Genomic DNA, 15,226 nt, shown 5'->3' on the forward strand with positions numbered 1-15,226 from the left:
AATAGATGCATTATTTCGATGTGTTGTATTTTTGCGGAAGTTTTTCCAATGTCGTTTCGTCATTTACGGGCATGCAGACATTCCGTGCGGATGGCAGCGCCGCCACATGCGCGGCGAAGCCGGCAAAACCCGGCAGCGGCCGGCGCGAGCCGCGCGGGCTGCCCCCATGGACATTCGACATGATCGCCGCTACTGCCGTCGCGCGACGCGGGGGTCTGCGGCGGCCGGGACATGACCGGTTCCCGGGATATGCCGCCTAGCACCTCGTCACGCACCCTTTTTGTGCCTGCCGACCGGGGCGTCGGAGCATGGAGCCAGCCAGACGGACCAGAACAGACCCTGGCCCATACCCCACCATCCGGCAGGCCCGCCAGAATCCCCGCGCAGAACGGCGGAGGGACTGCCAGGACAGCCCCGCACCCGATCATCCTTATTCCTTCCCCCGGATCCTGCGTCAGCCCATGAAACAGTCCCGACTTATGACGATGCCCGCCCCGGACCGGCGGCGCGCGCCGGCTTTTCCCCTGGCTGCCGTCCTGGCCGCCGTGCTGGCGACGGCGGCCCCGCCGGCGGCCCATGCCGACGCGACGGTGCGCAACGACCATGGTACGCTGACCGTGCCCGCCAATTCGCCGATCGCCGGGCAATTGACCGTCCAGCCGGTCACGCTGTCCACCCCGTCGCGCGCCATTCCCATTCCCGGTGCGATCATGGCCGAGCCGTCGCGTTCGCTGGCCATCCTGCCGCCGCTGACCGGGCGTATCGTCAGCCTGGCGGCCGCGCCGGGCGACAGCGTCACGCGCGGCCAGGTGCTGGCGGAAATCGCGTCGGGCGACATGGCCCAGGCCACCGCCGACGCGTTGAAGGCGCGCGCGGCGCTGGACCAGGCGCACCGCGCCCTGGACCGCGCGCTGGGCGTCGCAAAGGCCGGCGGGGCCGCCGTGCGGGACGTGGAGGCGGCGCGCAGCACCTATCTGCAGGCCGCGGCGGAAGAAGAGCGCGCCGACGCGCGGCTGGCGGCCCTGGGCGGCCAGGGCGCGACCGGCGGCAGGATGGTTCTGCGCGCGCCGGTCGACGGCATCGTCTCGGCGGTCAGCAGCGCGGCCGGCGCCTATATCTCGGACGTCACGGCCGCGATCATGACCATTGCCGACATCCGGCAGGTCTGGGCCACCGCCAGCATTCCGGAAAACCAGGTGCCGCTGGTCCAGGTCGGCCAGCAGGCCGACATTGCCGTGCCCGCGCTGCCGAACCAGGTGCGCCACGGCGCGATCGCCGCGATCGAGCCGGTCATGCATGCCGACACGCGCACCCTGCAGGCGCGCATCGTGCTGGCCAACGACGACGGTGCGCTGAAGCCCAACATGTTCGCGACGGTGACCGTCCAGGCCCCGCAGCCCGCGCGCATCATGGTGCCGCAATCGGCGCTGCTGATGAACAACGACCAGGTGACCGTATTCGTCGAAACCGCGCCCCACACCTATGTCCGCCGGATCGTCGACATCGTCTATGACGACGGCGCGCTGTGCGAGGTGACCTCCGGCCTTGCGGCCGGCGAGCGGATCGTGACCCAGGGCGCGGTGCTGCTGAACGATGATTAATGATTTCATCGCGCTCTGCCTGCGGCAGCGGCGCATCGTCTTCGCGGTCATGATCGTGCTGGTCGCGCTGGGCAGCCTGGCGTGGCAGATGATCCCGGTGGAAGCCTATCCGGACCTGGGCGCCGTGAACGTGCAGATTTCCACCCAGGTGCCGGGCCTGGCGGCCGAGGAAATCGAGCAGCAGATCACCATTCCGCTGGAGCGCCAACTGGCGAACACGCCCGGCCTGGTCGACAGCCGGTCGAGTTCGACCTTCGGCCTGTCGCTGATCACGCTGATCTTCCGCGACGGGACGGATGTCTATTTCGCCCGCCAGCGCGTGACGGAACAGATGACCCAGGCGCCCCTGCCGCCGGGCATCACCCCGTCGCTGGGGCCGGTGACGGGGCCGGCGGGCGAGATCTATCGCTATACGCTGGAATCCGACCGTAAGAACCTGATGCAGTTGTCCGATATCCAGAAATGGATCGTCATTCCGGCGCTGATGCAGATTCCGGGGGTGGCCGCCATCAATAATTTCGGCGGCTTTACCAAGGAATACCAGATCGTCCTGGATCCGGCGGCGCTGTTCCGCTACGGCGTCGGGGTCAATGACGTCATCAGCGCCCTGCAGGCGAACAACGCCAACGCCGGCGGCGGGCGCATCACCCGTGGCGAGCAGTCCTATATCGTGCGCGGCGTGGGGATGGTGCATACGCTGGACGAGATGGGCGCCATCGCCGTCACCCAGCGCAACGGCGTGCCGATCCTGGTCCGCGACCTGGGCCAGTTGCAGCTTGGCCACCAGGTGCGCGAGGGCATCCTGGGCAAGAACGGCAATTCGGATACGATCGAGGGCATCGTCACGATGCTCAGCGGCCAGAATCCGTCGCTGGTGCTGCGGGACCTGCACGCCGCCGTCAGGCAGTTGCAGGCGCAGCTTGCCCCGATGGGCGTGCGCATCGTGCCCTATATCGACCGCGACAACCTGGTGCAGACCACGATCGACAAGGTCACCCATACGGTGATCGAGGGCGTGGGCCTGGTCTTCATCATCCTGGTGCTGTTCCTGGGCAGTCCGCGCAGCGCCATCGTCGCCGCCGTGACCATTCCGCTGGCGCTGGCCACGCTGTTCGTGCTGATGCACATGCTGGGCATGCCCGCCAACCTGTTCTCGCTCGGCGCGATCGATTTCGGCGTGATCGTGGACGGCGCCATCGTGGTGACGGAGGCGATCCTGCGCATCCGCGAGGAGCATCCGGACCATGTGATGGACGAGGACGACATCCTGGCCGTCACCAAGCATGTCGGCAAGGCGATCTTCTTCGCGACGCTGATCATCATCGTCGCGTACGGGCCGCTGTTCGCCTTCCAGGGGTCCGAGGGGCGGCTGTTCCGCCCGATGGCCTTCACCGTCAGCTTCGCGCTGCTGGGCGCGCTGATCTGCTCGGTCGCGCTGACCCCTGCCCTGGCCTATCTGGCCATGCGCAAGCCGCACCGGCTGTTCCACAACGCGCCGCTGGAGATGCTGCATCACGGCTATCGCCGCCTGCTGACGCATATCGTGGACCGGCCATGGACGGCCTATCTGGGCGGGCTGGCGGCCTTTGTCCTGGTCGGCTGGCTGGGCGCGCACACCGGCCGCGAGTTTCTGCCCGACATCGACGAGGGCGCGCTGTGGCTGCAGGTCCAGCTTCCGTCGGGCCTGTCGCTGGACAAGGCCAGCGCCATGGCGGACGAGGTCCGGGCTGCAATCCGGTCCTTTCCCGAGGCCAGCTATGTCGTCACCCAGATGGGGCGCAACGATTCCGGCACCGATCCGTGGACGCCGTCGCATATCGAGGCGCCGGTCGGCCTGACGCCCTATGCCACCTGGCCGCACGGCGAAACCCGGGTGCAGTTCATCCGGCGCCTGCATGACCGCCTGGCCCGGATTCCCGGCATCAGCTTCGGGATCAGTCAGCCGATCGCCGACAACATGAACGACCTGGTGGGCGGCGCGCACAGCCCGCTGGTGCTGCGCGTCTACGGCAAAGATTTCAAGGAACTGCGCCGGATCGGCACCCAGATCGTCGGGATCATGCGCCAGGTTCCGGGCACGGTCGACGCCTCGATCTTCCAGGAGCCCGAAATCCCGCAACTGAACATCACCGTCGACCGGGAAGCGGCCGCGCGCTATGGCGTCTCGGGCACCGACATCATGAACGTCGTGCAGAACATGATCGGCGATGCGGCGATCGGCCAAGTCTATGTCGCCGACCGGATGTACGCCATGACGGCCCACATGCAGCGGCGGCTGAACAACAACCTGCCGGCGATCGCGCAGATTCCGCTGACCGGGCTGAACGGCGCGCGGATCCCGCTGGGGCTGGTCGCCCATATCTCGCTGGAGACGGGCGAGGCCAATATCGCCCATGAGATGAATCACCGGCAGATCACCATCCGCCTGGATAACGGCCAGCGTCCGCTGTCGCAGTATCTGGCGGACGCGCAGGCCCGCATCGGCGCGCAGGTCCATTTCGACGCCGCGCAATACCGGCTGGAATGGGCCGGCACCTTCCAGCAGGAGCAGCGCGCCCAGGCGCGCCTGACGGTGGCGCTGGCGATCATGTTCGCGGTCATGCTGGTGCTGCTGTTCGGGCAGTTCGGGCGCATCCGCCAGGCCGTGCTGGTGCTGGCGGTGGTCCCGATGGCCACGCTGGGCGGGCTGATCGCGCTGGATCTGCGGGGCGAGACGCTGAACATCGCCACCGCCGTGGGCTTCATCGCCCTGTTCGGCGTCGCCGTGCAGAACGGCATCATCATGGTCTCGGCGATCAACCGGCTGCGCGGCGACGGCATGAAATTGCGCGACGCGGTGATCGAGGGGGCCAGCGAACGGTTCCGTCCGGTGCTGATGACCGCGACCGTCGCCAGCATGGGCATGCTGCCCGCGGCCCTGGCCACCGGCATCGGCACCGACGTGCAGCGCGGGCTGGCGACCGTCGTGGTCGGCGGGCTGGGCATTGCCACGCTGCTGACGCTGTTCATTTTGCCCACTTATTATTGCGAGATGGAAGAATGGTGCGCCCGCCGCGACGCCCGCAAGGGACGCCCGACATGATCGCCCGCGCGCGACGCCCGTGGCGCCGGGCCCTGTGCCGTGCGGCCCTGCTGAGCCCTATGCTGGGCGCCACGCTGGATTTGGGCGGCTGCGCGGTCGGGCCGGATTTCCGGCATCCGGCCGCGCCGGCCACCCGTTTCGCGCAGGGCGGACAGCCGGCCGGCACCGTGGGCACGGCCGATCCGGCCGGCGCGGTCCAGACATTCCACCCTGGGGCGGACATTCCGGCCCAATGGTGGATGCTGTTCCATTCACCGGCACTGGACCGGCTGATCCGCCATGCGCTGGCCAACAGCCCGACGCTGGACGCGGCCCGCCACGCCCTGCGCGTGGCCGACGAAAACCGCAAGGCGCAGATGGGGCCGCTGTACCCCAGCATCTCGGTGATGTACAACCCGGCGCGCTTCAAGACCTCGCGCACCTACTCGGCGGTGCCGGCCAACAATAGCTGGCTGTATACGGTGCATACCGCGCAGCTCAATATCGCCTATCAGCCCGATATCTGGGGCGGGGTCCGGCGCGGCATCGAAGTCACGACCGCGCAGCGCGATTCCGCGCGCTATCAGTTGGAGGCGACCTATCTGACGCTGACGGGCAACCTGGTGCAGGCCGTGATCGCCTATGCCGCGCTGCGGGCGCAGATCGACACGGTGCAGAGCCTGATCGCGAGCCAGCAGCGGATCCTCGATTCCAGCGTGCGCCAGCAGGCGCTGGGCCAGTTGGCGGATGCCGACATCGCCCAGCAGCGCGCGCAACTGGCGCAGGACCAGGCGATGCTGCCCCCGCTGCAACAGCAACTGGCGCAGCAGCATGACCAGATCGCGGCCCTGGCCGGCGACATGCCGGACGACCCGACGCCCGATTTCACCCTGGACGGGCTGACGCTGCCGCGGGACCTGCCGGTCAGCCTGCCGGCGCGCCTGATCGACCAGCGGCCGGACATCAAGGTGGCCGAGGCGGACTGGCACGCCGCGTGCGCGCAGATCGGCGTCGCCATCGCCAACCGGCTGCCGAACATCCAGTTGAACGCGCAGCCCGGCTTTGCCGCCGCGTCGGTGGGGCAGATGTTCGCCCCCGGCTATGGCCAGTGGATGATCGCCGGCACGCTGACCCAGCCGCTGTTCCAGGGGTTCCAGTTGCTGCACCAGGAGCGCGCGGCCCGCGCGGCCTATGAACAGGCCGCGGCGCAATATCGCGCCGCCGTGGTGTCCGCCGTGCAGGACGTGACCGACAGCCTGGTTGCCGTTAGGACCGACGCGTCCACGCTGGTCGCCGACGCCGATGCCGAGCGCGCGGCGGCGCGCAGCCTGGACATCACCCAGTCCCGGCTGGGGCTGGGCGACGCCAGCCAGGTCGCGCTGCTGGCGGCCGAGCAGGCCGAATTGCAGGCCCGGCTGACGCTGGTGCAGGCCCGCGCCGCCCGCCTGTCGGATACGGCCGGCCTGTTCCATGCGCTGGGCGGCGGCTGGTGGAACCGGGCCGGGGCGGACGGCGCGCCACAGGGTTAAGGGTCTGGGAGTTGGGCTATCCGCAATTTTGACGACGGTCTCAAGAAACGACTCCGCATCAGGGCGGCCATGCATGGTCGGTCCATGGAGGAGGAGGCGCGCGATATCCTGCGTACCGTCCTCTCCACCGAAAACCCGGCACCTTCGGACCTCGGCCGGGCTATTCGTCAACGTTTCGCCGAGCTGGGCGGGGTTGATCTGCCGGCTCTGCCGCGCGAGGCGATCCGGGACGTAGATTTCGGTATATGATCAGCGACGCCCCATGCTTATGCCGACATAGCCTCTGAACGCCGGCAGGCTGGGGAGCCCATCAGCCAATTCGATGCGCAGATCGCCGCGGTGACCCGCTCCCGGGGCGCCGCTTTGGGTCGCCATCGTTTAGGCAGGATTCGCGCGCGTTGCGTTCAGCAGATCAGGGCGGTACCGACTGCGCGGCAGGCGCCCTGGGGGGTGCCCTGCCCGTTCCGGATGGTCCAGGTGCCGGGACCGGTCGGCTGGGCGTGGTAGGTGCCGCGCATGGCCTGGTCCTGGCGGGCGATGTCGGCGTTGAGCCATTGCTCTTCGGGCGTCTGCGGCATGGATGGGCCTGGCGGTGCCGCCTGGTGCTGCTGCTGCAGGATGGTCAGCCGTGCCCGGTCGCGATCGATCGCTTCCTGCGCGCGTTGGCGGGCGGCGAACTGGCGCTGCTGGATTTCGGTCTGCAATTGCATGCGCAACTGCTCCCGTGCGGCGGGGTTGGGGGGACAGGCGCCCGGGTTCGCCCCGCAGCCGAACTGCGCCCGGGCGGGCGGCGCGCCGAGCGCCGCCAGCAGGATCGCGCCCCATAGCGCGTGGCGGCGGCCGATGCCTGTCGGGGCGCCGGTCATGAGACCGGTCAGGGCGCGCCGGGCGCGAAGCTGTTGGCCAGCCATTGCCGCATCAGGCTGTAGGAGCGTCGTGCCGCCGCCGGGTCGTAGCGGCACATGCCCGTGGGGGAGGTTGCCTCGGTCTCGGTGAAGCAATGGACGGCGTGGCCGATCACGACGAACTGCCAGGGCGCGGGGGCCTGGCGCATTTCGTCCATGAAGCCGGCGAAATCGGGGGCGGTCGTGGCGTCGTCCGCCCCGTTCATCGCCAGCACGGCGGCATGAATGGCGCGTGCCCGCGCCGGATCGTCGGTCGTCAGGTTGCCGTGGAACGACACGACGGCCCTGACGTCCGCCCCGCTGCGCGCCAGGTCCAGCACCGCGGCGCCACCGAAGCAGAATCCGATGGCCGCCAGCCGTGCCAAATCGATCGGCGCCGACCCGGCCTGCGCCTTGAGGACTGCCAGCGCGTGGCCGATCCGCCGCCGCATCAGGGCGCGGTCGGCCATCAGCGGCCGGATGGCGGCCATGGATTGTGCGTCGTCCCTGGGCCGGATCGCCGCGCCGTACATGTCGGTCAGCAGGATGACGTAATCCTGGCCGGCGATCATGCGCGCCTTATCGATGGCGATCGCATTCACGCCATGCCAGTTGGGCACCATCACCAGGCCGGGCCGGAGCGTGCGCACCGCGTCGTCATAGACCAGGACGCAGTCGAAGCGCGTGCCGTCCAGCACCCAACTGACGGGACGGGCGACCATATGGGCCTGCGCGATGGCCGGCAGCAGGCAGGCCAGCACGGCCAGCGCGCAGGCCCGGCCGAGCAGGCTCATGCTCCGCTTCGTCACCGCCCGCCTCCCTGGCGCGCGACCGCGTCGACCAGGCGGTCGACGACGGACGGATCGGCGAGGGTGGACAGATCGCCCAGCCCGTCCAGCTCATGCCCCGCGATCTTGCGCAGCAGCCGGCGCACGATCTTGCCGGAGCGGGTCTTGGGCAGGTCCGGCACGAGATAGATCGTCTCGGGCGCCGCGTAGCGGCCGACGACCCGGACGATGGCCTGCGTGGCATGTCCGGCCAGGCCGTCCGCCGCCCCGTCGCGCGGCACGGCGAAGACGACCAGTCCCTGCCCCTTGAGATCATGCGCGATTCCAACCGCCGCGCATTCGGCGAAGCGATGGTCGGTCGCCACCGCGTCCTCGATCTCGGCGGAGCCGATCCGGTGGCCGGAGACATTGATGACGTCGTCGACCCGGCCGGTGATCCAGTAATATCCGTCCGAATCGCGCCGCGCCCCGTCGCCCGAAAAATAATAGCCCGGCGCGAAACTGAAATAGGTCTGGCGAAAGCGCGCATGGTCGCCCCAGATCGTCCGTGCCTGCCCCGGCCAGGATTGGGCCATGCACAGGCATCCCTCGCCCTCGCCCGCGATCACGGCGCCCTTGTCCGTCAGCAGCACGCTGTGCACTCCCGGCAGCGGCAGCGTGGCGGAACCCGGCTTCTGCGGCACCGAAGCGGGGAGCGGCGCGATCATGATGCCGCCGGTTTCGGTCTGCCACCAGGTATCGACGACGGGACAACGCCCCTGCCCGACGACGTCATGGAACCATAGCCAGGCGTCCGGACTGATCGGTTCGCCGACGCTGCCGAGCAGGCGCAGGCTGGACAGGTCGTGCCGCGCCACGACATCGTCGCCTTCGCGCATTAGGGCCCGGATCGCCGTCGGCGCGGTATAGAAGGTCGTGACCCGGTGACGGGCGATCACCTGCCACCACCGCCCCGGCGCGGGATGGGAGGGCAGCCCCTCGAACAGCAGGATTGTGCCGCCATTGGCCAGCGGCCCGTACACCACGTAGCTGTGGCCGGTGATCCATGCGACGTCGGCCGTGCACCAGAACACGTCGCCCGGCCGATGATCGAAGACCAGGTCATGCGTGAAGGCGGCCCAGACCATGTAGCCCCCGGTCGCATGGACCATCCCCTTCGGCTTGCCGGTGCTGCCCGAGGTATAGAGCACGAAGAGCGGGTCCTCGGCGGACATCGTCTCGGCCGGACAATCCGCCGCGGCCTGCGCCAGCAGCGGCGCGAGGGCGTAATCGCGCCCGGGCTGCATCGCGATTTCGGCGCCCGTCACCCGCAGCACCAGCAGGGCGCGCACAGCGTGCGCATCGGTGCGCGCCAGGGCCTCGTCCATCATCGCCTTGAGGGGAACGCGTTTGGCGCCGCGCCGCGCCTCGTCCGCGGTGATCGCCACGATCGCGCCGCTGTCGGCCAGCCGGTCGGCCAGGGCCTCGGCCGAGAAGCCGCCGAACAGCACGACATGCACGGCGCCGATCCGCGCGCAGGCCAGCATCACCACCACGCTGTCGGCCACCAGCGGCAGATGCACCGCCACCCGGTCGCCACGCCCCACGCCCAGGGTGCGCAGGACGTTGGCCATGCGGCAGACCCGCTCATGCAGGGCCGCATAGGTCAGGCGTTCGGACTGTCCGTCCTGGCCTTCCCAGATCAATGCGGCCTGGTCGGGCCGTGTGGCCAGGTGGCGATCCAGGCATGAGATGCTGGCATTCAGCGTTCCGTCGGCGAACCAGCGTATCGCGACGTCCCCCGTGAAGTCCGATGCCGAGGCGATCGTGGGCGGGGACGCCCAGGCGATCCGCCCGGCCTGTTCGAGCCAGAATTGTTCGGGGCGTGCCGAGGCCGCCTGCTCCATCAGGCGCCGCCGGTCGGCATCGACGGCCGCCTGGGCGGCGAAGGCGGGAGGTGCGTGAAAAATCTCGTCTTGCATCGCGATGTCGTTCCCCGCCTGTCCTGCCCGATGGGGGCTCCTCTAACGAAGCCTCTCATAATCCACTCTATATGAATCCACTCTATATGACGCGCCGGGCCGGTGCGACGAGATATGGCAGGACACGGAAAAAAAGCCCCGGCGGAAGACCGCCGGGGCTGCTGGAGGACGCGACAGGGCCGAGGAACCAGCCCAGGATAAAGAAACTCGGGAAAAGGGATTACAGGCCGACCGGCACCGAAAGCGACAGGAAGATGCCGCGCCCGGCCTGGGTGTTGAACAGCGGCGTCTTGTCCGCCGCGTAGCCGAAGAAATAGACGACCTTGTGGCTGTTCAGCAGATTGGAGACGTTCATCCGCACCTTGACCGGGGGAACCCAGCCATTGGTCTTGGGGAACGTATAGGCCAGGGAGAAATCGAGCTGCGAGAACGGGTCCATGCCCTGCTGCTGGCTGGTGTCGCCGTAGCGGCTGCCGACCCATTTTTCGATCAGCGACGCGTAGACGCCGTCATGTTCGTAGATCAGGCCGCCGGCCATCGTCGCTTCCGGCGCGTTGGCGACCCACTGGTCGGTCTTCTTGACCTTGGCCTGGTTGATGCTGCCGTTGGCGAACAGGGTGAAGCCGCGCCCCAGGAAGACCGAGCCCTCGGCCTCGGCGCCGTAATAGTTCACGCCGCCCTGGTTGAAATATTCGGTATTCTGGCCGATCGTCCGGCTGGCCACCAGATTATCGAAATCGATATAATAAACGTCGCCGGACAGGGTGAAACGGCGGCTCTGCCAGGCGGTGCCGATCTGGTAGTTCATGGTGTTTTCGGGGCTGACCTGGTTCTTCGACGGATCGCCGACATAGAAATAGGCCAGGTCCGGCGCCAGGAAGCCCCGCGCGACCTGCAGATAGGCGGACCAGTTCGGGCTGGCCATGTAATGCACGTTGATCGACGGCATCGGGGCCGAATAGCTCTGGCTGTAGTTCAGCGGGGCGCCGGTCTTCTGGTTGACCGGCGCCTCGATGTCGCGGTTCAGGATGTTGTATTTGAACCCGGGGTTGATCGTCAGGTTCGGCAGGGCGTGGATCGCCAACTGAAGATAGGGCTGCATGCTGAGATTCTGGTCGTGCATGAAACGATCCAGCGCCGCGGGCTCGCCGTTCGCCTTGATGGTCGGCGGATTCAGCGCGCCGCCCTGCGTCCAGTCGACTTCATATTGCTGGCGGCCGTTGCTTTGATGCTCGATCCACAGGCCCAGATGGGCATTGACGATGCCGAATCCGCGCGAGAGGTCGAACGTATCGCCCCAGGCGCGGTAGTCGTTATGCATCCGCTGGCCCGGGATGTCGTCGCCCGCCGGGCTGTAATAGGTCTTGGAATAGGCGAGCGTGCCGGACAGGTTGCCGTTCACGTCGCTGGCATTGTCCCCGTGATGGACGTAGGCGTAGGTATAGACCTTGTTGTTCAGAAGCCAGCCGGCGCCCAGGTCGGAATTCAGGCCGATATATTCCATATCGGTCTGGATATGGTCGACATTGATGTTCTGGTAGTTCTGCGCGTGCGGATTGTTCGACAGGCCGTAATTCGGGCCGTATGTCGCGATCTCCTTCAGCGACACGCCGGGCGGCACGTCCTGCACGATGCGGTTGTGCATCGCCATGAAGGTCAGCGTCGTGGACCGGCCGACCGGCTGCACCCACTTGCCCATGAAATTGGCGCGGTGCTGGTCGGCGTAGGTCAGGTAGCCATTGCTGTCCAGCGCCTCCATGTCGACGAAGAAGGCGCCGCCGTTCAGGGATTTCAGGCGGCCGCTGTCGAATTCGCCGCCGTAATTGTTGGTGCTCCACGAGCCCACGCTGCCGTAGGCCTCGGCCGTCGCGCGGTCCAGCGGATTCTTGGTCGTGACGCTGATGGTGCCGCCGAAGGTGGCGTAGCCGATGGTCGAGGCGTCGCCCGGCCCGCGATCCACGCTCATGTCGCCCAGGTCGTGCGCCATGAAATAGTTGGTGGAGTGATGCGTGAAATTGTTGGTGTCGGCAAACGGGATGCCGTCCAGCAGGACGTTGTACTGGCCGTCCTGGAAGCCGCGGATCGACAGGCCCTGGCTTTCGGAGAGGCCGGGGCCGTTGGTCGAAATCGCGGTCACGCTGGGCGAGATCGCCGCGATCGTATCGTAGTTGGCGCTGGGCGGCGCGTTGTTCTGGATGAAATGCTGGCTGATGACCGAGGTCGGCTGGAAGGCGGCGAGCGGGGCCTTGCTCGGCGCCTGGTAGGCGGCCGAATTGACCAGTTGATGCCCGATCGATTCGATCTGCTCGGGCCGTTGTCCGGCCTGGATGGCGGTGCGCCGCGCCTGGCTCTTCTGCCGTGCGGCCGATCCCGCCTGCATCGGCTGGACCTGGCCGTCATCCTGCCCCGCCTGGGCGGCGAACGCCGTGGCGGCGTTGAAGATCATGCCGGCGCAGATCAGCGACGTCGACGCCAGGCCGCGTGCGCGGCGGCCGATCGTGCGGCTTGCCGCGCGGTGACCGGAAACAACAAGATGATTCATGAAAACCCTCGACAATTCATGTCAGCCAGACCGTAGCGATCACGACAGTCGAGGGGTCTCTTATCACGGGTCTGTGTGGAGACCCGTGAAGTTGTCATTCCAATTATATGAAGAAATTATGTATTTTCTGACGATTTTTTGAGAGAAAAATAATAGAATTGTTGTATTTTCACCACATATGCTGCGAACCGGCAGTACATGCGTCGCGCGGCGCGATTTGTAGCATACACAACGGAATCCGGCGCCATGTCGGGGACGCCATGCCGGGTCCGTGGACGGTTCAGAGACGCAGATGGTCGAGGCGCAGCCGGCCCCTTGGATCGCTGAGCCGTGCGGCGGTCAGGATCGACGACAGGGTGGCGCCGATCATGTTGCCGCAGACGATCAGGCTCATCAGCACGATCTGGTATTTCGACGCGTCCAGCGGGTTCATGCCCGCCAGGATCTGGCCGGTCATGATTCCCGGCAAGGTGATGATCCCGGCGGCGGCCATCTGGTTCAGGGTCGGGATCAGCGCCGTGCGGATCGCCTGGCGGATCAGGCTGTTCATCGCCTCGGCCCGGGTGGCGCCCAGGATGATGCGCGCCTCGATCGCCATGCGTTCGCGCCCCACGGACGACAGCAGCGTGTTCATCGCGAGGCTGGTTGCGTTCATCACGTTGCCGAGGAGCAGGCCGGTCATGGGGATGGCGGTCCGGGCGGCGTACCAGGGATGGGGCTGCAGCGCCGTGAGCAGGCCGACCAGCACGACGATGCCGGTGCCGACCACCGTGCTGGCGCCGCCGATGCCGAAATGCCAGGCCGGGGTCAGGCGCACCGCCTGGCGCGACCCGACCTCGTAGGACGCGGCGGCGAACATGACGAGCAGGACCGACAGGGTCAGCCATACCGAGGCGCGTCCGAAGACGAACAGCAGCACGCTGCCCGTCAGGACCAGTTGCGCCGCCATGCGCACCGCCGCGATCGTCAGCGTGCGCTGGATACCCAGCGACAGGACGATCGACAGGATCGCGCACAGCGCGATCAGGCCGCCCGCCAGCAGCAGGTCGCCGGTCGTCAGCAGAATGGGGGTCACGCGGCGCGCGCCCCGGCGAAGCGCCCCTGTTCCATGTGATGCCGGCGGTCGGCCATGCGGTCGGCCTGTGCGGGATCGTGCGAAACCAGGATGATGGCGGCGCCCTTGTCCTTCTCGGCGCGCAGCAGGGATTCGACCTTGGCGGTCGTGGCCTCGTCGAGGGCCGAGCAGGGTTCGTCGAGCAGCAGGACCTGCGGTTGCAGACGCAGGCCGCGCACCAGCGCCAGGCGTTGGCGCTCGCCGGTCGACAGGCGGTGCACCGGGTCCCGCAGCAGGCCGTCGCGCAGGCCGGTCCGGGCCATCAGCGCCCGCGTCGCGGCGTCGTCGGGCATGTGGTCGAGGACGGAGTCGGACCACCATCCGGGCTCGGCCGGCAGGTACTGCACCTGCCGCCGCCAGCGATGCGCCGGCATTGCCGCGCAGGACCGGCCGTCCAGCATCACGTCGCCCCCGTGCGGATCGAGGTCGGCGATCATGCGCAGCAGCACCGACTTGCCGGTGCCGGACATGCCGGTAATGACCAGGCATTCGCCGCGCGGCACGTCGAAATCGAACGGTCCGGCATGAGGATTGCCGAGATCGCGCACGGACAGGCCGTGGGAGAGTGCGGAAGGAGACGGGTCGGGCACGCTGCTGCAACCATTCCGATGTTCGGGGGAAGAGGATGTCGAAGAAGGGGGTTTGAATGGATGGCGTCAGGATTCCGGGTAGACGAAAAGATGCCTGGCGTCGAATTCCAGCAAGGCGTGCGCGGGCGGGATCTCGTGCTCGAGGCTGTGCACCGACCAGCCCAGATGCGGCAGGCGCCACAGGGTCCGCCATCGTCCGGCCTCGAACGTCACGTCGGTCCGGATCGCGACATGCCCGTCCGGGGCCACGCGCACGCCTTCGGGGCGCAGATAGGCGCGTGCCGGGCCTTCGCCGTCCAGTCCGATCGGCGTGACCGGCTGGAACCGGCCCGGCGCGTCGAACCCCCATTGCCGGGCGCGCCGCGCGAGCGTGACCGGGAACGCGCCCTCGGCCCCCGTCATGCGCGCGACCCGCGGCGAGAGCGGCCGGCCGTACAGCCCGTCCGGCGCCGCGTCCTGGGCGATGATGCCGCCGTCCAGCACCAGGACGCGATCGGCCAGGCGCCAGACATCCACCGGATCGTGCGTGACGAACAGGGCCGAGCAGCCGGACCCGCGCACCAGACGGCGGATCTGGTCGCGCATCCGGGCCCGTACCTCGACATCCAGGCCCGACAGCGGTTCGTCCAGCAGCAGCAGGTCGGGACGGGCGGCCAGCGCGCGGGCCAGTCCGATGCGCTGCTGCTGCCCGCCGGACAATTGCGCGGGGTAGCGGCCGCCCAGCCCGTCCATCGCCACGTCCCGCAGCAGCGCCTGCGCCCGGAGCGCGCGATCCGGCCCCCGCCCCGGCATCGCGGCCAGGATGTTGTCCAGGCAGGTCAGATGGGGCCAGAGGGCGTAATCCTGAAAGACCATGCCGAGGCCCCGGCGCTCGGGAGGCACGAAGCGGGCCGCCGCGCCGGCATCCACGATCGCGCCGCGCAGCGACACCGTTCCCGAATCGGGTCGTTCCAGCCCGGCGATGACGCGCACCAGGGTGGTCTTGCCCGAACCCGACCCGCCCATCAGCAGCACGAACTGGCCGCGCGGCACGTCCAGCGTGATGTCGCGCAGTACCTTTGTCCGGCCATGCGCCTTCGCGACCTGCCGCAGGGCCAGGATCGCCCCGGCGCCTGTCCCGCCGGCCGCGGCCGGATCGATCGGTGCCGTGCTCATC

General features: G+C 68.1%; 11 protein-coding genes. 4 read left to right on the plus strand and 7 right to left on the minus strand.

Going from position 1 to position 15,226, the window contains the following annotated elements; translation table 11 throughout:
* Positions 1–479: 479 nt before the first annotated feature.
* The 4 genes from QN315_RS03180 to QN315_RS03195 are packed head-to-tail and all read left to right on the plus strand — an operon-like array spanning position 480 to position 6,440.
* Positions 480–1,601, plus strand: a complete 1,122-nt coding sequence (locus tag QN315_RS03180; RefSeq protein ID WP_323991461.1) for an efflux RND transporter periplasmic adaptor subunit — start codon at positions 480–482, stop codon at positions 1,599–1,601.
* A complete protein-coding gene (locus QN315_RS03185; protein WP_323991462.1) occupies positions 1,594–4,683 on the plus strand; it encodes a CusA/CzcA family heavy metal efflux RND transporter in 3,090 nt (1,029 codons plus the stop codon). Before QN315_RS03180 ends, QN315_RS03185 begins: the two co-directional genes overlap by 8 nt.
* On the plus strand, positions 4,680–6,191 hold the full coding sequence (locus QN315_RS03190) for an efflux transporter outer membrane subunit (RefSeq protein WP_323991463.1): 1,512 nt from the start codon (positions 4,680–4,682) through the stop codon (positions 6,189–6,191). The genes QN315_RS03185 and QN315_RS03190 overlap by 4 nt, the downstream gene beginning before the upstream one ends.
* Before the next feature lie 18 nt (positions 6,192–6,209).
* Entirely contained in the window at positions 6,210–6,440 is a 231-nt protein-coding gene (locus QN315_RS03195; RefSeq protein WP_323993813.1) for a FitA-like ribbon-helix-helix domain-containing protein, read from the plus strand.
* 155 nt (positions 6,441–6,595) lie between these two features.
* Here QN315_RS03195 and QN315_RS03200 read toward each other — a convergent pair whose 3' ends face one another.
* The 7 genes from QN315_RS03200 to QN315_RS03230 form a co-directional block, all read right to left on the minus strand.
* Complete coding sequence (locus QN315_RS03200) at positions 6,596–7,057, minus strand: hypothetical protein (RefSeq protein ID WP_323991464.1); 462 nt, start codon at positions 7,055–7,057, stop codon at positions 6,596–6,598.
* A gap of 8 nt (positions 7,058–7,065) precedes the next feature.
* Positions 7,066–7,884: a dienelactone hydrolase family protein gene (locus tag QN315_RS03205; RefSeq protein WP_323991466.1), complete on the minus strand. Its 819-nt coding sequence runs from the start codon at positions 7,882–7,884 to the stop codon at positions 7,066–7,068.
* Positions 7,881–9,824, minus strand: coding sequence for an acetate--CoA ligase (gene acs / locus QN315_RS03210; RefSeq protein WP_323991467.1), 1,944 nt, complete (start codon positions 9,822–9,824; stop codon positions 7,881–7,883). The genes QN315_RS03205 and acs overlap by 4 nt, the downstream gene beginning before the upstream one ends.
* Before the next feature lie 220 nt (positions 9,825–10,044).
* Entirely contained in the window at positions 10,045–12,366 is a 2,322-nt protein-coding gene (locus QN315_RS03215) for a TonB-dependent receptor domain-containing protein (protein ID WP_323991468.1), read from the minus strand.
* A 280-nt stretch (positions 12,367–12,646) separates the two neighbouring features.
* A complete protein-coding gene (locus tag QN315_RS03220) occupies positions 12,647–13,441 on the minus strand; it encodes an ABC transporter permease (RefSeq protein WP_323991469.1) in 795 nt (264 codons plus the stop codon).
* Entirely contained in the window at positions 13,438–14,070 is a 633-nt protein-coding gene (locus QN315_RS03225) for an ABC transporter ATP-binding protein (RefSeq protein ID WP_323991470.1), read from the minus strand. The genes QN315_RS03220 and QN315_RS03225 overlap by 4 nt, the downstream gene beginning before the upstream one ends.
* A gap of 66 nt (positions 14,071–14,136) precedes the next feature.
* On the minus strand, positions 14,137–15,225 hold the full coding sequence (locus QN315_RS03230) for an ABC transporter ATP-binding protein (protein ID WP_323991471.1): 1,089 nt from the start codon (positions 15,223–15,225) through the stop codon (positions 14,137–14,139).
* Position 15,226 lies beyond the last annotated feature (1 nt).

Source organism: Nguyenibacter sp. L1, assembly GCF_035199985.1.
GTDB lineage: Bacteria > Pseudomonadota > Alphaproteobacteria > Acetobacterales > Acetobacteraceae > Gluconacetobacter > Gluconacetobacter vanlangensis.

Coding starts and splice junctions, on each gene's coding strand:
- QN315_RS03190 (WP_323991463.1), top strand. CDS start 4,680: ATGATCGCCCGCGCGCGACGCCCGTGGCGCCGGGCCCTGTGCCGTGCG.
- QN315_RS03215 (WP_323991468.1), bottom strand. CDS start 12,366: ATGAATCATCTTGTTGTTTCCGGTCACCGCGCGGCAAGCCGCACGATC.
- QN315_RS03230 (WP_323991471.1), bottom strand. CDS start 15,225: ATGAGCACGGCACCGATCGATCCGGCCGCGGCCGGCGGGACAGGCGCC.
- acs (WP_323991467.1), bottom strand. CDS start 9,824: ATGCAAGACGAGATTTTTCACGCACCTCCCGCCTTCGCCGCCCAGGCG.
- QN315_RS03200 (WP_323991464.1), bottom strand. CDS start 7,057: ATGACCGGCGCCCCGACAGGCATCGGCCGCCGCCACGCGCTATGGGGC.
- QN315_RS03180 (WP_323991461.1), top strand. CDS start 480: ATGACGATGCCCGCCCCGGACCGGCGGCGCGCGCCGGCTTTTCCCCTG.
- QN315_RS03185 (WP_323991462.1), top strand. CDS start 1,594: ATGATTAATGATTTCATCGCGCTCTGCCTGCGGCAGCGGCGCATCGTC.